This is a genomic window from Falsiroseomonas sp., assembly GCF_051860665.1.
Taxonomy (GTDB): domain Bacteria; phylum Pseudomonadota; class Alphaproteobacteria; order Acetobacterales; family Acetobacteraceae; genus Falsiroseomonas.
In genome coordinates this window covers 13,330-33,090 of the sequence record NZ_JBHYDM010000049.1, presented here as the reverse complement: position 1 = coordinate 33,090, position 19,761 = coordinate 13,330, and the positions used below count along the sequence as shown (strand labels likewise).

Below are 19,761 nucleotides of genomic sequence, written 5' to 3'. Positions count from 1 at the left end.
CGGCGCGCCGGGATGGCTCGCGGTGGCGAAGGCCGGTGAGACGAAGCCGCAATCCGCCCGCAGCCGCCGTCCCCGCGCCACCGCGTCCCGGCCATGCACCGCGAGTGTCAGCCGTGCCCATGGCGCACCGCGCCGCCGCGCCGCCAGGAAGGCGAGCAGGTCCGGGCCCGGCGGCCGGTCCGGAAGATGCAGGCCGCAGCGGGCCCGCAGCGCGCCGGCCGCATCGCCGCCCAGCAGCAGCACCAGCCCGCGGGCCCGCGCCAGCAGCCGCAGCCGCGCCAGCACCCCCGGCGCCAGGCCGCGCGCCAAAACCCCCGCGCCGCGCGGCAGCCGCGCCGCCGCGGCGCAGGGATCCGGCAGCCGCCTGGGGTCCGAGACCAGCCACAGCCGGGGCAGCGCCCCGCGCGCATCCCGCGCCGGTGGCAACCGCCGGGACCATCCCTGCAGCCTCAACGGCCCTGGCCCATGCGTTTCCGCCGGCACCGGATCTGCTTTAGGCTCGGCCCCATGCCCAACGACCTGCCCGCCGATCCCATCGCCACCCGCCTCGCCCAGATCCGCGCCAGGATCGCCGAGGCCTGCGCCCGCGCCAAGCGCGACCCGACCTCCGTCACCCTGGTCGCCGTCTCCAAGACCCATCCGGCCGCGGCGGTGGAGGCGGCGCTGGGCTGCGGCCAGCTCGTCTTCGGCGAGAACCGGGTGCAGGAGGCGGAAGCCAAATTCCCCGCGCTGCGCCCCGCCTGGCCGACGCTGCGCCTGCATCTGATCGGCGCCCTGCAGACCAACAAGGCGCGCGAGGCGGTGCGCCTGGCCGATGTCATCGAGAGCCTGGACCGGCCGAAACTGGCCCTGGCGCTGCGCGAGGCCATGGCGCGGGAGGGTCGCCAGCCGCGGCTGCTGGTGCAGGTCAATACCGGCGACGAGCCGCAAAAGGCCGGCATCGCCCGCGCCGAGGCGGATGCCTTCATCCGTGCCTGCCGCGAGGAGCATGGCCTGCCGGTGGCCGGGCTGATGTGCATCCCCCCCGCCGAGGCCGATCCCCGCCCGCATTTTTGTCTATTGGCCGAGATGGCCGCGCGGCACGGCCTGCCGGTGCTGTCCATGGGCATGAGCGGCGATTTCGAGGCGGCGATCGCCGAAGGCGCCACCCATATCCGCGTCGGCACCGCCATTTTTGGCGGCCGCCCCGCGCCAGCCTGAAGCCGGGCCGCGGCGGGCGGTCCTAATGATGCTTCCAGGACACCTCGGTCAGCGCCGGCTCCGTCGGGTCGCAGCGCAGCCAGGTGCCGTTGCCGACCGATTGGCCCGTCATGGCCAGGATGAAACCCCAATGCGCCACCACCAGCGTGGTGGACCAGTCCTCCAGCGCCGCCATCTCGCCGCGGAACAGCGCGGCGCGGGCCAGCACCTGCTCCGCCGGTTCCTCCTGCGCCGGCCACCAGGTCTCCGCCACATGGGCGAAGTCCAGATGCGGCCATTCCGCGGAAAGCGCCGTCCTGGGGCTGCCGATATCGCAGGTGAAGGCGTAACGTTCGCGTACCAGCGGATTGACCAGCACCGGCACGCCGAGCCGCGCCGCCACCGGCGCCGCGGTCTGCAAGGCACGGGTATAGGGGGAGGCGATGATGCGCGTGATGCCTTCGGCCGCCAGCGCCGCCGCCGCTTCCTCCGCCTGGGCATGGCCCAGCGGCGTCAGCCGCGGATCGACAATGCCGGGATCGCGCCGGGTCGCGGTGAAATGCAGGTTGAACTCGCTCTGGCCGTGGCGGAGCAGGATCATGGGCGGGGCGGCTCCTGATGCGGTGCGAGAGGTGACGCAGCCGGCCCGGAGCCGCAATCCCCACCCCGAAACACGCCATCCGGACAGCTTCGGCGCGGCATCGGGGACAGATCGCAGGCTCCGGCGTTGCGGGGGGGCAAGGGGCGCCTTAAGTGAGTGCTTGATGAGGAGTTGGCAATGTCGGGCGGCTTTCCTGTCGATCTGATCCTGTTCGCAATGGTCGCGGCCTTTCTGGTGCTGCGGCTGCGGAGCGTGCTCGGCCGTCGCACCGGCTATGAGCGCCCGCCGCGCGAGGGCACGCACCCCTACGACCCGCGCGCCCCGCGCCCGGCCGGGGAGGCGGAGCTGCCGGAACTGCCGCCGGCCGCCGCCGCCAGCACCACCCGCCATGTGGTGCCGGACCCGCGCACGCCCACCGGCCAGGCCCTGGGCCGCATCAAGGGCGTCGATCCCAGCTTCGAGCCGAACGCCTTCCTGAACGGCGCAGAGGCCGCCTTCCGGATGGTGGTGGACGCCTTCGCCCGCGGCGACCGCGAAACGCTGCGCGCCCTGCTGGCCGACGACGTCTATGGCGGCTTCGAGGGCGCCATCACCGCCCGCGAGCAGGCCGGCGAGACCCAGCGTTCCGAAGTCCGCGCCATGCAGGAAGCCGGGATCGAGGCCGCCGACCTGCGCGGCACCGTGGCCGATGTGACGGTTCGCTTCGTCAGCGACCAGATCAACCTGACCACGGCCAGCGACGGCAGCATCTCCGCCGGCGCGGAAGCCGTGACCGAACTGACCGATATCTGGACCTTCCAGCGCGACCTGCGCAGCAGCGACCCCACCTGGCGCCTCACCGCCACCCGCTCCGCTTAATTGCAACGCTGCCGCGGTCGTGTGGCGAAGGTTTTTCGCAGGCGCCGCGGTGGTGCTGGTGGGGTGTGCGGAACCCGCGCCGCTGCCGCGGGTGGTGTCCTTCGCCGAACTGCCCGGATGGGCGGATGACCGGCTGACGGAGGCGCTGCCGGCCTTCCGGGCCAGCTGCGCGGTGCTCGCCGGGCTGCCGCCAGACCGGCCCATGGGCGGGGAGGGGGCCACCGCCCGCACCGCCGGCGATTTTCTGCCCGCCTGCGCCGCGGCCCAGAGCCTGGCAGCGGATGACGCCCCAGCCGCCCGCCGCTTCTTCGAAAGCCGCTTCACGGCGTTGGCGGTCGGCGAGGATGTCCTCACCGGCTATTACGAGCCCGAGCTGCGCGGCAGCCCGACCCGCACCGGCCCCTACCAGACCCCCCTCTACGCCCGGCCGCCGGAGCTGGTGGAGGCGGATCTCGGCCAGTTCGCGGCCGACCTGCGCGGCCGGCGCACAGCAGGCGTGGTGCGGGACGGCCGCCTGCAGCCCTTCCACGACCGCGCCGCCATCACGGCCGGGGCGCTGGAAGGGCGCGGCCTGGAGCTCGCCTGGGTGGATGACCCGGTGGACGCCTTTTTCCTGCAGATCCAGGGCTCCGGCCGCATCCGCATGACCGATGGCAGCGTGCTGCGCCTCGGCTACGCCGCCCAGAACGGCCTTTCGTATTATGCCATCGGCCGCGCCCTGGTGGAGAACGGGACGCTGACGCGGGAGACGGTCTCGATGCAATCCATCCGCGCCTGGCTGGCCGCGGCGCCGCCGGCGGAGGCCACGGCGCTGATGAACCGCAACCCGAGCTACGTCTTCTTCCGCCCCCTGGCCGAGCTGCCGCCGGAGGCCGGGCCGCTCGGCGCCCTGGGGGCCCCGCTGACGCCAGGGCGGTCGATCGCCGTGGATCGCACGCGCACGCCGCTGGGCACGCCTGTCTGGGTCACTGGGGCGGCGCGGCGGCTGACCGTGGCGCAGGACACCGGCGGCGCCATCCGCGGCCCCGCCCGGGCCGACCTGTTCACCGGCTGGGGCGAGGCCGCCGGCGCCGAGGCCGGCGGCATGCGTGACCGGGCGGCGCTTTTCCTGCTGCTGCCGAACTGAGCACAAATGCCCTCGCCCCCTGACAGGGGGAGAGGGCTCTTCACTCATCCCCCCGCACGGACGATCCGCACCAGCTGCGCCACATGCTCGGGCGGGGTCACCTTCTCGATGCCATGGCCCAGGTTGAAGACGAAGGGCCGGCCCCGCATCGCGGCCAGAATCTGCCGCGCCTCGGCCTCCATCGCATCGCCGCCGACGATCAGCGACAGCGGATCCAGGTTGCCCTGCAGCCCCACCGTGGGCGCCACGGCGGTGGCCGCGAAGCGCGGATCCATGGAGGTGTCCATGGCCACCGTATTGACCCCCGTCCGCAGCGTGTATTCGCCGATCAGCGGCCCGGCCAGGCGCGGGAAGCCGATGATCGGGATGGAGGGGTGCAGCCGCTTCAGGCTGCGCACGATGGTGGCGGTGGGCTCGATCACCCAGCGGCGGAATTGTGCGGGTGGCAGCAGCCCGGCCCAGCTGTCGAACAGCATCAGGGCCTCCGCCCCCGCCTCCGCCTGGGCCAGCAGGTACTCGGTCGTGGCTTCCACCAGGGTGCGGATCAATTTCCCGAACAGCGCCGGATCGCCAAAAGCCATCTGGCGCGTTGCGGAAAAATCGCGGCTGCCATGGCCCTCGACCATGTAGCAGGCCACCGTGAAGGGGCTGCCGGCGAAGCCGATCAGCGCGGTCTTCGGGTGCTGCGCCTCCAGCGCCGCGCGGACCAGGCGCACCGTCTCCAGGATCGGGGCCGCACGTTCCCGCACGGCGCCCACTTCCAGCGCATTCACCGCCGCCAGGTCGCGCAGCGGCTCCAGCTGCGGGCCCTCGCCCTCCGCGAAGCGCAGCGGCTGGCCCATGGCCCAGGGCACCATCAGGATGTCGGAGAAGAGGATGGCGCCATCCATGCCATAGCGGCGGATCGGCTGCAGCGTCACCTCCGCTGCCATCTCGGGCGTGGTGCAGAGGGTGATGAAGCCGCCCGCCTGGGCGCGGACCTCCCGGTATTCGGGCAGGTAGCGCCCGGCCTGGCGCATCAGCCACATCGGCGGCGGCCAGACCGCCTCGCCCGAAAGGGCGCGCAGCAGGGGCTTGTCGAGGCCCATGCCGGGTGCTGCGCCCGTTGCCGCGCCTGCTGGCTCTGCCGTCAAACCCGCCTCCCCTGGTTCCGCCCGCTGACCTCCTGCCTAGGGCACGGCCGCGGAAAGGCCAATTCCCCCATAAGAAGAAAGAATCTTAAAGAGTCTGGGGTAGCTGTAGGGCCCTGTGGAGGATGTGGATCAAGCCGCCGCAGGATTCATCCACAGCTTCCTCCCCTCCGATCCTGCCCGACAGCGCCTTGATTCGGCACGCGGAATCGGACTGTCCCCGAAAACCGCCCGCAGCCCCCCGGATTCCATCCCGTGTGCGCGGCGGGCACCGGTTCTCCCCACTGCGGCGGAGGGGACCGGCGGGGGCAGGATTCTGTCCCCAGCATCCCCAGCCTTCCACAGCCCCCAGCCCTTCAAAGCCCCGGCCGCGGCGCGGCGCCCTGTCGTGCGGCTTCGCCTTGGGGTAATCCTGGCCGGCCGCCCCAGGACCAGGCGGCCCGTCAGGCCCGGAACCAGGTGCACCATCATGCCAAGCCGCACGATCAACCTGCATCTCGTCTCCGACAGCACGGGAGAGACGCTGAACTCCATCGCCCGCGCCACGCTCTCGCGCTTCGAGGATCCGCATGTCGTCCATCACCGCTGGTCGCTGATCCGCTCCCGCCTGCAGCTCGACCGGGTGCTGGAGGGGATCGAGGCGGAGCCGGGCCCGGTGCTCTTCACCCTGGTCGATCGCAGCCTGCGCCTGGCGCTGGAGGAGCATTGCGACCGCCTGCATATCGAGCACATGTCGCCGCTGGAGCCGGTGATGGAGATGCTGCAGCAGGCGATCGGCGCCCAGGCGCGGGAGAAGCGCGGCGCCCAGCATGTGATGGATGCCGATTACTTCCGCCGCATCGACGCCATGCACTATGTGCTGGCGCATGATGACGGCCAGGGCACGGCGGGCATCGCGGAGGCCGATGTCTGCATCGTCGGCGTCTCCCGCAGCAGCAAGACGCCGACCTGCTTCTACCTCGCCAATCGCGGCATCAAGGCGGCCAATGTGCCGCTGGTGCCCGGCGCGCCGCTGCCGCCCGAGCTGGAGACGGCGCCCTGCCCGGTGATCGGCCTGCATATCGAGACCAATGCCCTGATCGAGATCCGCCGCCACCGGCTGAAGCTGATCGGCGCCCATGGCGTGCACCATGACGCGACCGACTACGTGGACCCCGAGGCGGTGAAGGCGGAGATCCAGGCGGCGCGGCGGCTCTGCACCAAGCATGGCTGGCCGGTGATCGACGTCACCCGCCGCTCCATAGAGGAAACGGCGGCCACCGTGCTGCAGCTGATGGAGGCCTGGCACGCCCGGCGCGGCATCCGCGCGGCCGAGCCGCCGCGCCCGGCCGACCCGGCCGCGGGCGCCCTGGCCTGATGCGCCAGGCCGAGAGCCCGGCGCTGGTCCTGGCCAGTGCCTCCGCCACCCGCCGCGCCCTGCTGGAGTCAGCCGGGCTGCGCTTCGAGGCGCTGGCGGCCGCGGTGGATGAGGCGGCGATCAAGGAAGCCGCCCAGGCGGAGGGCATTCCGCCCGCCGAGGCCGCCATCATGCTGGCCGAGGCCAAGGCCATGCGCCTGGCGCGCCGGCGGCCGGAGGCCCTGGTGATCGGCTGCGACCAGCTGCTGGTCTGCCGCGACGAGGCCGGCGTGCTGCGCTGGTACGACAAGCCCGCGGATATGGCCGCCGCCCGCCGCCAGCTTCTGGCGCTGCGCGGCCGGATGCATGAGCTGGTGACAGCGACGGTCGCCTGGCGGGATGGCCAGCGCATCTGGCAGGACGTCACCACGCCCCGGCTGACCATGCGTGATTTTTCCGAGGATTTTCTCGACGCCTATCTGGCCGAGGAGGGCGAGGCGCTGCTGGCCAGCGTCGGCGCCTATCGGCTGGAAGGCCTCGGCGTGCATCTGATGGCCAAGGTGGACGGCGCCCATAGCGCCATCCTGGGCCTGCCCCTGCTGCCGCTGCTGGGATTCCTGCGGCAGCACGGGGTGCTGGGACCCTAGGTCTCAGTCGACCGGCAGGAAGATGAAGACGACCGCGGCGACGAGGCAGCCCATCGCGGCGAAATAGGTCCAGCGCAGCTGCTCCCCCAGGAACATCACGCTGAAGACGGCAAACACGGCCAGGGTGATGACTTCCTGCATCACCTTCAGCTGCTGCCCCGTGAAGGTGCCATAGCCGATGCGGTTGGCCGGCACGGCGAAGCAGTATTCGAAGAAGGCGATGCCCCAGCTGGCCAAGACCGCCAGCCAGAGCGGCCAGGACGGCTGCTTCAGATGGCCATACCAGGCGAAGGTCATCAGCACATTGGAGAAGATCAGCAGCAGCGGGGTCAGGAAGATCGGGCTGGTCATGCGGGGATGTCCTTGGCCGCGGGCGGCGGCAGCCGCCTCAGGAGAAACAGCATGATGGCCATGGCCGGCAGCGCCGCCACCGTGGTCAGGGCGAAGAACCAGGACCAGCCCAGCGCCGCCGCCAATTGCCCGGCGGAAGCGCCGATGCTGCGCAGCGGCACCGCGGCGAGGGAGGAAAGCAGCGCATATTGCGTGGCGCTGAAGCTGCGGTTCACCAGCAGCGAGAGGTAGGTCAGGAAGGCCGCATCGGCGAGGCCATCGGTGAAATTCTCGATCCCCACCTGGGCGAAGAGCATCGGGATATCCCGCCCCCCGCCAACCAGCGCCAGGTACATCAGGTTGGACAGCATCTGTGCCAACCCGGTCAGCACCAGGGCGCGCCCGACGCCGATGCGCCCGACCAGCCAGCTTCCCGCCACGGCCCCCAGCAGCGTCGCCGCCAGGCCGAAGACCGTGCCGACGGTGGCCAGGTCTTCGCGCGTAAAACCCTCGGAGCGGTAGAAGGCGGTCAGCGGGATGCTGGCCAGGGCCTCGCCCAGCTTGAACAGGGCGATGAAGGCGAGGATCGCCAGCCAGTAGCGGCGGCCGATGAAGTCGCGGAAGGGCGCCACCACCGTCATCTGCAGCCGCGCCGCCCAGCCCATCGGCATGGTGGGCGGGGCCACCGCTTCTTTCCCCGCCAGCGTCGCCGCCAGCCCCACCAGCATCAGCGCGGCGGCGTAGAAATAGGCGCCGGACCAGCCGATATGCGCCACCAGCAGCAGCGTGCCGGCGCCGCTCGCCAGCAGCGCCAGCCGATAGCCCCAGACATAGGCGGCCAGTCCATAGGCCTGGCGCTCCGCATCCTCGCCCAGCATCTCGATGCGCCAGGCATCGATCACGATGTCCTGGCTGGCCGAGAGGAAGGCGACCAGCACCGCCAGCAGCACGGTAGCCTGCGCGCCCTGGGTCGGGTCGGTCAGGCCGATGCCGGCGATGGCGGCCATCAGCGCCAGTTGCAGCACCACCAGCCAGCCGCGTCGGCGGCCGAGAAAGGGCGGCCGCACCGCGTCGAAGACCGGCGACCAGAGGAACTTGTTCGCATAGGCCAGGCCGATCAGCGCGGTGAGCCCCAGCGCGCCGAGCGACATGCCGCTTTCGGTGAACCATTGCCGCAGCACCTGCCCCGCCGCCAGCGGCAGCGGCAGCCCGGCGGAGAAGCCGAGCGCCAGCATCAGCAGCAGGCGGCGATCCTGGAACAGCGCCGTTCGACGCAGCGCATCCGGCATCAGCGAGGCCAAGCGGAACTCCTTCGGCGGCGGAACCTGTTAAGCCCTTTTGCCGCGCCGCGAAAAGCCCGCCCGATTCAAGGCGCTGCGCCTATTCCTCCAACGCCTTGGCCAGGGCCAGCCGCGCGGCCTTCATCCGGCCGAGCAGGCGTGCCGGCGTCACCAGCCGCAGTCCGGGCGCATCCACCCGCAGCAGCAGCACCGCCCCCGGCACCAGGCCGAGCGACCGGCGCAGTGGCCCGGGCAGGGTGAGGCGGCCCTTGCGGTCCAGGGTCGGGCTGCGTCCGCGCTCCGGCATTTCGCCGGGGGAGACGGCCACCTCCCCATCCTCCACCGCGACGCGCAGCTTCAGGCCCGGCACCAGTCCGGTGGCGGCCCGCAGCGCCGGTGTCAGCAGCACCCGTCCGCGCGTATCGAGCTGCAATCTGTGCGCGCGCATGCACCCTTCCGAACCATTGCGAATCCGGAGTGTGCCGCAACTGGGGGCTGTGACGCAAAGGGGCGCGCGCGGCGGGTATGGGTGCCGCGCCGGCCTCGCATACCCGGCATCGACGAAACCTTTTGGGGGCGGTGCAGCAAAGGTGTAGCGTCACCGTCACGGTCCCGTGGCGCCCCCCGCTTCGGTCCCGGTCCCTGTGGCGCGCCGCGCACCCCCTAACCGGACCTCCTCCGGCGGCGCGCCGCAGGGCGCCTGTCTCCGCTCAGCCGAGCAGGATGCGCATCACCCCGTCCCAGCGCAGGGTCGCGCCCCGCAGGGTCAGGTCGCCGCTGAAGGCGCAGGGCTCCCCCGCCCGGTCAATGAAACCGATGCCACCGTCGCGATCGAGATGCAGCGAAAGCCCGGCCTGCCGCACATTGATGGCCGAGATCAGCTGGGTGAGGGTGACCTGGCGCAGCGTCAGCACATCGGCGCCGCGCCAGCCCTGGAAATAGGCATCGCCATCCGCCGGGTCCCAGCTGGCGGCGGCCTCCGCCGGGCCGATCCCGGGCAGCCTTGCGGGCGTTGCGGAGGCGCGGCCGCCCGCCTTCCGGCCGGCTTCCTTCTGGCCGCCGGCCGCGGCGCCGGGCCGATGCGCGACCGCCTGGTTGGCGCCCGCCCGCCCCCAGCTTCCCGCCAGGTCCAGCCAGCTTCGCGCGGCCCGCAGGCCGCGGCGCGTGGGTGGCTTGGATCGACCCGCATTCATGACCTTTTCTCCTGCCCCTCGGGCCCTCGCCCTGGGCCCGGAGGCTAGGGCGCGAACCGTGGCAGGTGCAGGCGGGGGCTTTCGATGGCGGCCATAGGCTGCGGCTTGCCCGGGCGCCCGGGCATGAAAAAGGGCCCCTCGCGGTGGCGGGGGGCCCTGGTCCTTGGTCTCAGGCGAAAGATCAGGCCGCCTCGCTCTCCGACTTGCGCGCGTTCTTCTTGCGCTCATGCGGGTCGAGGTAGCGCTTGCGCAGGCGCACCGCGGTCGGCGTCACCTCCACCAGCTCGTCCTCCTCGATATAGGCGATGGCCTGCTCCAGGCTCATCCGGCGGGGCGGCACCAGCAGCAGCGCCTCATCCTTGCCGGCGGCACGGATATTGGTGAGCTTCTTTTCCTTGATCGGGTTCACGTCCAGGTCGTTGTCCCGGGAATGCTCGCCTAGGATCATGCCGACATAGACCTTCACGCCGGGGTCCACGAAAAGCGTGCCGCGCTCCTGCAGCGAGAAGAGCGAGTACTGGATCGCCTCGCCATCGGAGTTGGAGATCAGCGAGCCGTTGCGACGGCCCTCGATCGTCCCCGCCCAGGGCTGATAGCCCAGGAAGAGGCGGTTCATCATGCCCGTGCCGCGCGTGTCGGTCATGAACTCGCCATGGTAGCCGATCAGGCCACGCGACGGGATGTGGAAGGTCAGGCGCACCTTGCCGCCGCCGGAGGGCCGCATGTCCTGCATCTGGCCCTTGCGCAGGGACAGCTTCTCCACCACCACGCCCGCATAACCCTCATCGACATCGACCAGGACTTCCTCGAAGGGCTCCTCACGCTCGCCCGTCTCCGGATTCTCCCGCGTCAGCACGCGGGGGCGGCCGATGGTCAGCTCGAAGCCCTCGCGACGCATCGTCTCGATCAGCACGCCGAGCTGCAGCTCGCCGCGGCCGGCGACCTCGAAGGCATCCACTTCCTCGGACACCTTCACCTTGATGGCGACATTGCCCTCCGTTTCCTTGAACAGGCGGTCGCGGATCTGGCGGGAGGTGACCTTCTTGCCCTCGCGGCCGCCGAGCGGGCCGTCATTGATCCGGAAGGTCATGGCGAGCGTCGGCGGGTCCACCGGGATCGCGGGCAGCGGTTCCGTCACCTCCGGGGCGGCGATGGTGTCCGGGATGGTGGCGTCCGACAGGCCGGCGATGGCGATGATGTCGCCCGCCTGCACCTCATCGACCGGCACGCGGTCCAGGCCGGAGAAGGTCATCAGCTTGGTCAGGCGGCCATTCTCCACCACCGTGCCGTCCTGGCGCAGCACGCGGACGGGCATGTTGAGGCGCGCCGTGCCCTGCTCCACCCGGCCGGTCAGGATGCGGCCCAGGAAGTTGTCGGCCTCGAGGATCGAGGCATTCATCGCGAAGGGCTTGTCCAGGTCGACCTTCGGCGCCGGAACGTGGGAGAGGATCAGGTCGAACATCGGACCGAGGTCCTTGCGCGGCCCGTCCATGGTCAGGTCCGCCCAGCCCTGGCGGCCGGAGGCGAACATGGTGTGGAAGTCCAGCTGCTCGTCCGTCGCGCCGAGGGCGGCGAAGAGGTCGAAGACCTCGTTATGCACCTCGTCCGGGCGGGCGTCCTGGCGGTCGACCTTGTTGATGACGACGATCGGCTTCAGGCCGCGGGCCAGCGCCTTGGTCAGCACGAACTTGGTCTGCGGCAGCGGGCCTTCCGCCGCGTCGCAGAGCACGATGGCGCCATCGACCATGGAGAGGATGCGCTCCACCTCGCCGCCGAAGTCGGCGTGGCCGGGGGTGTCGACGATATTGATCTTCACGCCCTTCCACTCGACGGCGGTGGACTTGGCGAGGATGGTGATGCCGCGCTCGCGCTCGAGGTCGTTGCGATCCATCGCGCGTTCCGCCACCACCTGGTTGGTGCGGAAGGCGCCGGCCTGCTTCAGGAGATTGTCGACGAGCGTGGTCTTGCCGTGGTCGACGTGTGCGATGATCGCGACGTTGCGAATGTCCATGGGTTCGTCCGGGTTCCGGCCTAAAGAGTGTGAGCGGGCAATCCCGCAGGACCGCCTCGCGCCGACCCCCGCCGCCCCGGGCATGACCGTCAGGGGACGGTCATCCAGGCACTTCGCTGGGCCATTGGCTTTGATGCGGCGCACACATAAGGCGGAAGCCGCGAAAAAGCGAGCGCGAACCGCATCCGGCCGGCCCGGGGCAGCCCCGTCCGCAAGGCGGGGCTGCCGGATCGCGGCCCTATCGGGCGCCAGGCCCCGGCATCGGGCCCGGCTGGAACATCGGCGCCGGGGTCGGGCCCAGGTTGCGCGGCGCGCCCGCGCCGCCGCCGCCGCTGGCCGGGGCGGAGGGCATGCCTCGGCCGGTGGCCATGTCCTCCACCGGGCCGGGGCTGAGGCCGGCGGGCTGGCGCAGAGCAGCCAAGGCCTGGTCGATATGCCGGTTCACCGCCGCGCGGTCGCGCCGGTCCAGCGCCTCCCGCGCCGCGGAGATGTCGGCGACCGGGCCGCGCGCCAGGGGCGTGCCGGCCTGGCTCGGCAGGGTGGAGCGCGTCAGCAGCCGCGTCTCCGCCTGTTCCAGGTTTTCGCGCGCCTGCGCCGTCCGGCTGGAAGAAAGCGCCTGACGCGCGCTTTGCAGGAGATTCTCGACCGCCGCGGTGTCCATCGCGCTCGCGGAGGAGGCGGAGTCCAGGCTCGGCGCCATCGGCGCCGAGGTCATGGGCGCCGAGGTCATGGGCGCCGAGGTCGGGGGCGCCGAGGCCAGGGGCGCCGAGGTCAGGGGCGCCGAGGTCAGGGGCTGGCTCACTTGGGCCTGCGCCGCCCATGGCAGGATCAGGGCGCTGGCCAGCAGCAGGGCGGAGTTGCTTCGCATCTTGAACCTCCTTCATGGGGGCCGGGTGGCCCGTTCGGAGGTTCCAACGCCTTGCGGTGCGACGTGGTTTCCCGGCGCCGCGGCGGCCGGCAACGTGCGGCGGAGCTTGAAGTTCCCCGCCTCAGCGCGCCACCAGCGCCTTGAGATCCGTCTGCGGCCGGGCGCCGAAATGGCTGATGGCCTCCGCCGCCGCGACGGAGCCCCAGCGGCCGCATTCGGCCAGCGCCTGGCCCTGGGCCAGGGCGGCCAGGAAGCCGGCGGCATAGGCATCGCCGGCGCCCGTCGTGTCCACCACCTGGGTCGGCACCGCCGCCACCTGCCATTGCTCGGCGCCGGAGATCACCAGGCTGCCATGCTCGGACCGTGTGATGGCGGCCAGCGAGACCTCCTGCCGCAGCCGCGCCACGGCGGCCTCCAGGCTCTCCGTCTCATAGAGCGACAGGATCTCCGCCTCGTTGGCGAAGAGGATGTCGGTCTCGTTCTTCACGAAATCCTGGAAGGCGGCGCGGTGGCGGCCGACGCAGAAGGGGTCGGACAGCGTTAGCGCGATCTTCCGACCGGCTGCGTGAGCAGCCCGGGAGGCCTTGAAAAATGCGGCCTTGGCCTCGGGCGGGTCGAAGAGGTAGCCCTCGAGGTAGGTGACGGCGGCGGAGGCCACCTCGGCCTCGTCCACATCCCCCGGCCCGAAGGCGACGCAGGCGCCGAGATAGGTGTTCATGGTGCGCTGGCCGTCCGGCGTCACCAGGATTAGGCAGCGCGCGGTGGGCGCCCCGCCGGAGAGGGGCGGGGTCGGGAAATGCACGCCGGCGGCGCGGATGTCGTGGCCAAAGACCCGGCCCAGCTCGTCCGCGGCCACCTTGCCCAGGAAGCCCACGCGGGCGCCGAGCGCCGCGGCGACGGCGCAGGTATTGGCCGCCGAGCCGCCGCTGCCCTCCACGCCCGGGCCCATGGCGGCGTAGATCCGCTCCGCCGCCGCGGTGTCGATCAGCGCCATGCTGCCCTTGGTCATGGCCTGCGCGGCCAGGAAGCCGTCCTCGGCACGGGCGAGCACATCGACGATGGCATTGCCGATGCCCAGCAGGTCGAGCTTGGGCGGGGTGGCGTTGTTCATGATGCGGGCGGCCTTTCTCGAATGCGCGGAAACTGCCGGAACGGCGGGCAGGACGCTAGCCTTGGCCGCATGAACCGCGCCTGAACCCCTTTTGACCCCGGGCCGCAGGCCGCCGCCTTGGCCCGCCCCCGCGGCCAGGCCAATTGACGAGGATGATCCAGAACCTGCTGCTGGCGCTGCGCCAGATTCCCGACCCCGCCTTCCGGCGGCCGCTGGTCTTCGGTGCGCTGGGGGCACTGGCGGGGCTGGTCGGGCTGGGCTGGCTATCCGCCTGGGGGCTCGGCGCCGTGGCGGGCGGCGAGGGCTGGCTGGCCACCGCCGCCGCCGCGGCCGGCGCCCTGCTGGTGGCGGTCGCTGCCTGGTGGCTGTTCATCCCGCTGCTGCTGGCGATGTCCGGCCTGTTCCTGGATGGGGTGGCGGAGGCGGTGGAGCGCCGCCATTACCCGGCCCTGCCGCCGCCGCAGGGCGCCTCCGTACCCGCCCAGATCTGGAGCTCCTCGGTTCTGGCGGCGCGGATGGTGGGGCTGACCCTGGTGCTGCTGCCGCTGTCGCTGCTGCTGCCGGGCATCGGGCTGGTGCTGCTCTGGGCGGTGGCCGCCATCGGGCTGGGCCAGGGGCTGTTCGAAGGGGTGGCGCTGCGCCGGATGGGCCGCGATGCCGCGCGGCTGCTGCGCCGCCGGCGGCGCCTCGCCATCTGGGGGCTTGGCGGCGTGCTGGCGCTGGTCGCGGCGGTGCCGGGGCTCAACCTGCTGGTGCCGGTGCTCGGCACCGCCGCCATGACCCACCTGCTGCACCGGGCAGGCTGAGACGAATACGCGCCGGAACTTTCCGCCTGGCATTTCCGGTGGATGACTTGCGGCAAATCGCCGCGGCGGGGCCTTCGCGGCGTTGTCTCCTCGGCGCGGAGCGTGTTAGCCGATGCACCTGCACGGAGCGCTGGCAGCGCGCCTGCCGCATCGCCGGGCACCATGCCGCCCGGCCCGCTGCGCCGGGATGCGACGCTGCCGCCCGCAACCGTTGAAGGGGGACGATGATGAATGTCTTCGGCCGTCGCCGGGAAGAAAAGCCGGCCGAGCCCAGTCCGGACCAGCGCCCCGAACCGCAAGCCACCCTCGTGCCCACCGCCCGCGACCCGGATCTGGGCGCACCGTCACTCCGACCCTCCAGGGATGCCTCCACCATGAGCCTTGCTCCGAAGCCGCCCACCCCGACCATGCCGACCGGCCCGACGCCGCCCGCGGGCACCGCCATTCCGCCGCGCCCGCCCCAGATGGGCGGTCAGATGGGCAGCCCGCAGCCGGGTGGCGCGCCGACCATGCCGACCCCGCGCCCGCAGGCGCCGGATCGCCGCACCCTGGTGGTGGGCCGCGGCATCAGCCTGCAGGGCACGGTGGCGGATGCCGAGCGCCTGGTGGTGGAAGGCACGGTCGAGAGCCAGATGATCCAGGCGACCGAGCTCTCCATCAGCCAGACCGGCGTCTTCAAGGGCGAGGTCCAGGTCGAGGATGCCGAGATCGCCGGCACCTTCGACGGCACGCTGACGGCGCGCGGCCAGCTGGTGATCCGCGGCACCGGCCGCGTCATCGGCACCGCCCGCTGCCGCCGCCTGATGGTCGAGGATGGCGGCCAGATCTCCGGCAAGATGGAGATGCTGGGCGAGGGCCAGATTCCCGCCGGCCCGGCCCCGCGCGCCTACGCCGAGGGCTGATGCGCCCCCGCGGGTTCCGGCCGGGTCCTCGGCCGGCCCCGCGGATCATGCGCCGCGGCGGCCTGCTGCTGCTGGCCGCGCTCGCCTCCGGCTGCGCCCAGCCGGACCCCGCCGACCCCGCCCTGGTGCTGCAGGAGGCGCTGGCCTCGCACCAGGCGAGCCTGGCCGGCATTGCCCCGCGCCCGGCGGCGGCCGGGGGAGAGGGCACCGTCCCGATCCCGCCGCCGCCCGCCGCCCATCCCGCCGCCGTGCTGCGCGGCGCGCGGGAGCCGCCGCCCACCATGGCGGGGCAGCTGGTGGGCCACCCACCGGAGCGCATCACCGCCTGGCTCGGCGCGCCGCGCCTGCGGCGGGAGGAGGGCATGGCGGAGATCTGGCACTACCAGGGCCCGCAATGCCATCTCGACCTGGTCTTCTACCGCGACGACGCGCCCGGCACCGGGATGCGGGTGGCCTTCGCCGCCGCGCGGGCGATCGGCACCACCCGCCGCGGCGAGGCTGCCTGCCTGCGCGACATCGCCCGCGGCCCCGCCCAGGACCTGCTGCCGCCGGCGCCGGAGCCAGCGCCGGAGCCCTTGCCCCTCCCCGCCGGCGCCACGGGCGCCTAGAGGTAGCGGCCGCGCTCCAGGATTTCGAGCGTATAGTCGTGATAGCTCATGCCCAGCGCCTCGGCCCGCTCCAGCCGGCGCAGCACGATCTCCCGCCCCGGGCTGCGCCAGGCACGGCGATGCGCGCGCTTCCAGCAGTAATGGCGATAGGCTTCCTCCGGATCGGGCTCTTCCAGCGGCGGGCCGCCATTATGGCCGATCGGGGAGGTCATGCGCGCCGCTCCATGCAGGGAGCAGAAACTATGATAGACAGAAATCCACCATGCAAGACGACCTGACCCCCGATCCCGCCAGCCAGCGCCTGGCCGCCCGCCTGCGGGCGGAGCGGGAGGCGCGCGGCTGGTCGATCGCGGAGCTGGCCGAACGCTCCGGCGTCTCCCGCGCCATGATCAGCAAGGTGGAGCGCGCGGAGGCCAGCCCGACCGCGGCGCTGCTCGGCCGCCTCTCCGGCCCCTTCGGCCTGACCCTCTCGGCCCTGCTGGCGCGGGCGGAGGCGGTGGCACCGGGCGGGGTGGTGGTCCGCCAGGCGGGGCAGGCGACCTGGCGGGATCCCGGCACCGGCTATCTGCGCCGCCTGCTCTCGCCGCCCGGCGCCAATCCCGAACTGGTGCGGGTGGAGCTGCCGCCGGGCGCGGTGGTGCCCTATCCGGCCGAGAGCTATGCGCTGCTCGGCGGCCAGTGCATCTGGCTGCTGGAGGGGGAGCTGCTGTTCCATGAGGGGCCGCGGAGCCACCGCCTGGCGCCGGGCGATTGCCTCGCGCTGGGCCCGCCGGCGGATTGCCGCTACGAAAACCCCTCCGCCACGCAACCCTGCCTCTATGTCGTGGCGGTGGCGCGGCGCTGAGGGCTTCCGCAGGATGGCCGCCTGCCCGACCGGATGATTCGCACGTCATGACCCATTGGCTCGACGCCTTCGTGCCGGTCTTCGGCCTGCTGGCCCTGGGCGCGCTGCTGCGCCGGCGCCTGCTGCGCGAGGATGCAATCTGGGCGGGGATCGAGAAGCTGGTCTTCTGGGTGCTGCTGCCCAGCCTGATCGTCACGGCGCTGTCCACCATGCGTCTGGCGGAACTGCCGGTGGGCGGGCTGGCCGGGTCCATCTGGGGCGCGCTGCTGGCCGGCACGGCGCTGTCGCTGCTGCTGGCGCGCGCCTTCGGCGCGGCGCATCCGGCCACCACCTCCATCCTGCAGGGCGGCATCCGCTTCAACAACCTGATGGGCTTCGCCATCGCGGGGGCCATCTGGGGGGCGCCCGGGATCGCGCTGTGTGCCATCTGCACCGGGCTGATCGTGCCGATGGTGCAGACCATCACAACCCTGGTCTTCGCTTTGGGCGGAGAGGGAAGGGTTCGGCCGGGGCGGCTGGCGAAGCAGGTGCTGCTGAACCCGCTGATCATCGCCTGCGCCCTGGGTTTTGCCCTCTCCGTGCTCGGCGGGCTGCCGCCCGGCCTGCAGCCGGCGGTGCGGGCGCTGGGCCAGGCCTCCGTCGCGCTGGGGCTTTTGTGCGTGGGCGCGGCGCTGACGCTGAAGGGGCTGGGCGACCGGCCGCTGGTGCAGGCGGCGACCGCGGTGCTGAAGCTGGCGGTGGTGCCGCTGATGACCCTGGCGCTGGCCCGCCTGCTGGGGCTGGACCCGCTGCCCACCGCAATCGCCGTGCTGCTGATGGCCCTGCCGACGGCGGCGACGAGCTATGTGATGGCGCGTGCCATGGGCGGCGACGCGCCGCTGATGGCGGCCATCACCACCTGCGAGCACGCGGTCTCCATCCTCACCCTGCCGGTCTGGGTCTGGCTGCTCAGCCGATACTGACGCCGCCGGCCGGGCCCAGGGGCGGAGCGCCGGGCGGGATCTCGGTATCCTCCGGCGGCTCGTATCCCTGGGGCATGGTATCCGGAACCCCATCGCCATCGAGATCGTAGGCGGCGACCTGCACGCCCGCCCCGCCGACCACGGGGGTGAGGTCGGCATCCTGAAGCGGCTCGGGTTGGGAAAGCGGTGGCTTCATCGGCATCACTCCTCGCCGCCAGGATAGGCGGCGCCGGTGCGACGACGAAACAAGAAAGTGCCGATGGCGGCGATCGGCGGCGCCTACCGCCGCGGCAGGAACCCCACGATCTCCTCTGCCCGGGCGCAGATCGGCGCCGCGATTGCCTCCGCCCGATCTGCGCCCAGGCGCAGCTGGGCGTCGAGCGCCGCGGGGTCGTCCAGCAGCCGGGCCATCTCCTTCCGGATCGGGTCGAGATGTCCGACCAGGGCGGCCACCAGCACCTCCTTGAAGGCGCCGAACCCCTTGCCCTCATGCTCCCGCAGCACGGCCTCCGGCGTGGTGCCGGTGATGGCGGCGAGGATGCCGACCAGGTTGCGCGCCTCCGGCCGCGCCTCCAGCCCCGCCACCTGGCCGGGCAGCGGCTCGGCATCCGTCCGCGCCTTGCGGATCTTCTGCTGGATGGCGTCGGGGTCGTCGGTCAGGTTGATGCGCGACTGGTCGGAGGGGTCCGACTTCGACATCTTCCTGGTGCCGTCGCGCAGCGACATGACGCGGGCGGCGACGCCCTGGATCAGCGGCTCGATCTTCGGGAAGAAATCCACCTCGTAGTCGTGGTTGAATTTCTGGGCGATGTCATTGGCCAGCTCCAGGTGCTGGCGCTGGTCATCGCCCACCGGCACCTGGGTCGCGTGATAGGTCAGGATGTCGGCGGCCATCAGGTTCGGATAGACATAGAGGCCCGCCGAGGCAGCCTCCCGGTCCTTGCCGGCCTTGTCCTTGAACTGGGTCATCCGGTTCAGCCAGCCGAGGCGGGCGACGCAGTTGAAGATCCAGGCGAGCCGCGTATGGGCATGCACATGGCTCTGGATGAACAGGGTGCAGCGGGCCGGATCCAGGCCGCAGGCGATCAGGGCTGCCGCCATCTCCCGCGTCTGGCGCGCCAGCTCCTTCGGGTCCTGCCAGACGGTGATGGCATGCAGGTCGACCACGCAGAAGATCGCCTCATGCGTGTCCTGCATCGGCACCCAGTTGCGGATGGCGCCGAGATAGTTGCCGAGGGTGGGGACGCCGGACGGCTGGATGCCGGAAAACACGCGGATCATCGGTTTGCACTCTGCTTGGGCGGGGACCGTTTTGAAGCCTGGGCCGCGCACGTCAAGGCGTGATACCCGCCCGGCCCGGCCACCCTGGCCCGGCGCGGGCACCCGTGGTAGCCGGGCGGCAGCCGATCTTCGCTTGAGCGGGAACCCCCGATGTCCGACCTGAACGCCCCTTCCTCCCCCATCCCGAACGGCGATGCCGGCCAGGCCTCGCCGCCGCCGCTGCAGCTGAACATCCAGTACACCAAGGACCTGTCCTTCGAGGTGCCGGGCGCGCCCGAGATCTATGTGACGCTGCGCGAGCAGCCGCGGGTCGACCTGGCGCTGGATGTGCAGGCCCGCCCGGTGCAGGAAGGCCAGAATGTCTTCGAGGTCTCGCTGCAGATCCGGGCGGACGCCAAGGTGGGCGAGACCCCCTGCTTCATCGCCGAGCTGGTCTATTGCGGCGTCTTCACCATCAATGTGGAGCAGCAGCACCTGGAGCCGGTGCTGCTGGTGGAATGCCCCCGCCTGCTCTTCCCCTTCGCCCGCAACATCCTGGCCGATATCACCCGTGACGGCGGCTTCCCGCCGGTGATGCTGGCACCGATCGACTTCGTGGCGCTGTGGCAGAGCCGGCGTGGGCCGGGCGCCCAGGCCGCCACGCAGGCGCCGGTCGGCGTCGCCTGAAGACCAGGCCTCCCGCGCCGGC

Annotated in this window: 23 protein-coding genes and 1 pseudogene; 11 read left to right on the top strand and 13 right to left on the bottom strand. The window is 71.9% G+C overall.

The genetic code is table 11. The features are described 5' to 3' along the window. Positions 1-426 (bottom strand): annotated as a pseudogene (locus ACTIF1_RS25720) (hypothetical protein); the annotation flags it as partial. An 81-nt stretch (positions 427-507) separates the two neighbouring features. On the opposite strand from ACTIF1_RS25720, the gene ACTIF1_RS25715 reads away from it, so the two are divergent. Then, positions 508-1,200, top strand: coding sequence for a YggS family pyridoxal phosphate-dependent enzyme (locus ACTIF1_RS25715; protein WP_439599319.1), 693 nt, complete (start codon positions 508-510; stop codon positions 1,198-1,200). A gap of 22 nt (positions 1,201-1,222) precedes the next feature. Here the strand turns inward: ACTIF1_RS25715 and ACTIF1_RS25710 are convergent, their stop codons facing one another. Continuing rightward, positions 1,223-1,780 carry a histidine phosphatase family protein gene (locus tag ACTIF1_RS25710; RefSeq protein WP_439599318.1) on the bottom strand — a complete coding sequence of 186 codons (558 nt, stop codon included), beginning with the start codon at positions 1,778-1,780 and terminating at the stop codon, positions 1,223-1,225. Positions 1,781-1,957: 177 nt separating this feature from the next. On the opposite strand from ACTIF1_RS25710, the gene ACTIF1_RS25705 reads away from it, so the two are divergent. Continuing rightward, positions 1,958-2,638, top strand: coding sequence for a Tim44/TimA family putative adaptor protein (locus tag ACTIF1_RS25705; RefSeq protein WP_439599317.1), 681 nt, complete (start codon positions 1,958-1,960; stop codon positions 2,636-2,638). 52 nt (positions 2,639-2,690) lie between these two features. Beyond that, positions 2,691-3,764, top strand: coding sequence for a murein transglycosylase A (mltA, locus tag ACTIF1_RS25700; RefSeq protein WP_439599316.1), 1,074 nt, complete (start codon positions 2,691-2,693; stop codon positions 3,762-3,764). 44 nt (positions 3,765-3,808) lie between these two features. Here mltA and hemE read toward each other — a convergent pair whose 3' ends face one another. After that, positions 3,809-4,852: a uroporphyrinogen decarboxylase gene (gene hemE / locus ACTIF1_RS25695; protein WP_439599315.1), complete on the bottom strand. Its 1,044-nt coding sequence runs from the start codon at positions 4,850-4,852 to the stop codon at positions 3,809-3,811. A 511-nt stretch (positions 4,853-5,363) separates the two neighbouring features. On the opposite strand from hemE, the gene ACTIF1_RS25690 reads away from it, so the two are divergent. Both ACTIF1_RS25690 and ACTIF1_RS25685 read left to right on the top strand, forming a co-directional pair. After that, positions 5,364-6,251, top strand: coding sequence for a pyruvate, water dikinase regulatory protein (locus ACTIF1_RS25690; protein WP_439599314.1), 888 nt, complete (start codon positions 5,364-5,366; stop codon positions 6,249-6,251). Beyond that, complete coding sequence (locus ACTIF1_RS25685) at positions 6,251-6,877, top strand: Maf family protein (RefSeq protein WP_439599313.1); 627 nt, start codon at positions 6,251-6,253, stop codon at positions 6,875-6,877. The genes ACTIF1_RS25690 and ACTIF1_RS25685 overlap by 1 nt, the downstream gene beginning before the upstream one ends. Before the next feature lie 3 nt (positions 6,878-6,880). Here ACTIF1_RS25685 and ACTIF1_RS25680 read toward each other — a convergent pair whose 3' ends face one another. From ACTIF1_RS25680 to ACTIF1_RS25650, 7 genes are all read right to left on the bottom strand, one after another. Next, complete coding sequence (locus ACTIF1_RS25680) at positions 6,881-7,228, bottom strand: DMT family protein (RefSeq protein WP_439599312.1); 348 nt, start codon at positions 7,226-7,228, stop codon at positions 6,881-6,883. Then, the gene (locus ACTIF1_RS25675) at positions 7,225-8,508 is read right to left on the bottom strand and encodes an AmpG family muropeptide MFS transporter (protein WP_439599311.1); all 1,284 of its coding nucleotides are present in this window, start codon (positions 8,506-8,508) and stop codon (positions 7,225-7,227) included. Before ACTIF1_RS25675 ends, ACTIF1_RS25680 begins: the two co-directional genes overlap by 4 nt. A 79-nt stretch (positions 8,509-8,587) precedes the next feature. After that, positions 8,588-8,935: an AbrB/MazE/SpoVT family DNA-binding domain-containing protein gene (locus ACTIF1_RS25670; RefSeq protein ID WP_439599310.1), complete on the bottom strand. Its 348-nt coding sequence runs from the start codon at positions 8,933-8,935 to the stop codon at positions 8,588-8,590. 262 nt (positions 8,936-9,197) lie between these two features. After that, positions 9,198-9,680: a hypothetical protein gene (locus ACTIF1_RS25665; RefSeq protein WP_439599309.1), complete on the bottom strand. Its 483-nt coding sequence runs from the start codon at positions 9,678-9,680 to the stop codon at positions 9,198-9,200. A 181-nt stretch (positions 9,681-9,861) separates the two neighbouring features. Further along, entirely contained in the window at positions 9,862-11,691 is a 1,830-nt protein-coding gene (typA, locus tag ACTIF1_RS25660) for a translational GTPase TypA (protein WP_439599308.1), read from the bottom strand. Positions 11,692-11,929: 238 nt separating this feature from the next. Beyond that, the gene (locus ACTIF1_RS25655) at positions 11,930-12,559 is read right to left on the bottom strand and encodes a hypothetical protein (RefSeq protein ID WP_439599307.1); all 630 of its coding nucleotides are present in this window, start codon (positions 12,557-12,559) and stop codon (positions 11,930-11,932) included. 121 nt (positions 12,560-12,680) lie between these two features. Then, entirely contained in the window at positions 12,681-13,670 is a 990-nt protein-coding gene (locus tag ACTIF1_RS25650) for an adenosine kinase (RefSeq protein ID WP_439599306.1), read from the bottom strand. A 152-nt stretch (positions 13,671-13,822) separates the two neighbouring features. Between ACTIF1_RS25650 and ACTIF1_RS25645 the strand changes: the two genes are divergently transcribed. From ACTIF1_RS25645 to ACTIF1_RS25635, 3 genes are all read left to right on the top strand, one after another. Continuing rightward, positions 13,823-14,476 (top strand): EI24 domain-containing protein, encoded by a 654-nt coding sequence (locus tag ACTIF1_RS25645; protein WP_439599305.1) that lies wholly within the window; start codon positions 13,823-13,825, stop codon positions 14,474-14,476. Between the two features lie 374 nt (positions 14,477-14,850). Beyond that, the gene (locus ACTIF1_RS25640) at positions 14,851-15,378 is read left to right on the top strand and encodes a bactofilin family protein (RefSeq protein WP_439599304.1); all 528 of its coding nucleotides are present in this window, start codon (positions 14,851-14,853) and stop codon (positions 15,376-15,378) included. Between the two features lie 47 nt (positions 15,379-15,425). Continuing rightward, positions 15,426-15,986: a hypothetical protein gene (locus ACTIF1_RS25635; protein ID WP_439599303.1), complete on the top strand. Its 561-nt coding sequence runs from the start codon at positions 15,426-15,428 to the stop codon at positions 15,984-15,986. Here ACTIF1_RS25635 and ACTIF1_RS25630 read toward each other — a convergent pair. Next, positions 15,983-16,198, bottom strand: a complete 216-nt coding sequence (locus ACTIF1_RS25630; protein WP_439599302.1) for a hypothetical protein — start codon at positions 16,196-16,198, stop codon at positions 15,983-15,985. The two genes, ACTIF1_RS25635 and ACTIF1_RS25630, sit on opposite strands and share 4 nt — an antisense overlap. A gap of 50 nt (positions 16,199-16,248) precedes the next feature. Here ACTIF1_RS25630 and ACTIF1_RS25625 point away from each other — a divergent pair, with 50 nt between their 5' ends. Further along, positions 16,249-16,830 carry a helix-turn-helix domain-containing protein gene (locus tag ACTIF1_RS25625; RefSeq protein ID WP_439599301.1) on the top strand — a complete coding sequence of 194 codons (582 nt, stop codon included), beginning with the start codon at positions 16,249-16,251 and terminating at the stop codon, positions 16,828-16,830. A 47-nt stretch (positions 16,831-16,877) separates the two neighbouring features. Continuing rightward, positions 16,878-17,792, top strand: coding sequence for an AEC family transporter (locus ACTIF1_RS25620; RefSeq protein WP_439599300.1), 915 nt, complete (start codon positions 16,878-16,880; stop codon positions 17,790-17,792). Here the strand turns inward: ACTIF1_RS25620 and ACTIF1_RS25615 are convergent. Further along, positions 17,779-17,988: a hypothetical protein gene (locus tag ACTIF1_RS25615; protein ID WP_439599299.1), complete on the bottom strand. Its 210-nt coding sequence runs from the start codon at positions 17,986-17,988 to the stop codon at positions 17,779-17,781. The genes ACTIF1_RS25620 and ACTIF1_RS25615 overlap by 14 nt on opposite strands. 83 nt (positions 17,989-18,071) lie before the next feature. Continuing rightward, a complete protein-coding gene (gene trpS / locus ACTIF1_RS25610) occupies positions 18,072-19,073 on the bottom strand; it encodes a tryptophan--tRNA ligase (protein WP_439599298.1) in 1,002 nt (333 codons plus the stop codon). Positions 19,074-19,223: 150 nt separating this feature from the next. Between trpS and secB the strand changes: the two genes are divergently transcribed. Further along, positions 19,224-19,739 carry a protein-export chaperone SecB gene (gene secB, locus ACTIF1_RS25605; protein WP_439599297.1) on the top strand — a complete coding sequence of 172 codons (516 nt, stop codon included), beginning with the start codon at positions 19,224-19,226 and terminating at the stop codon, positions 19,737-19,739. The last annotated feature ends 22 nt before the right edge of the window (positions 19,740-19,761 follow it).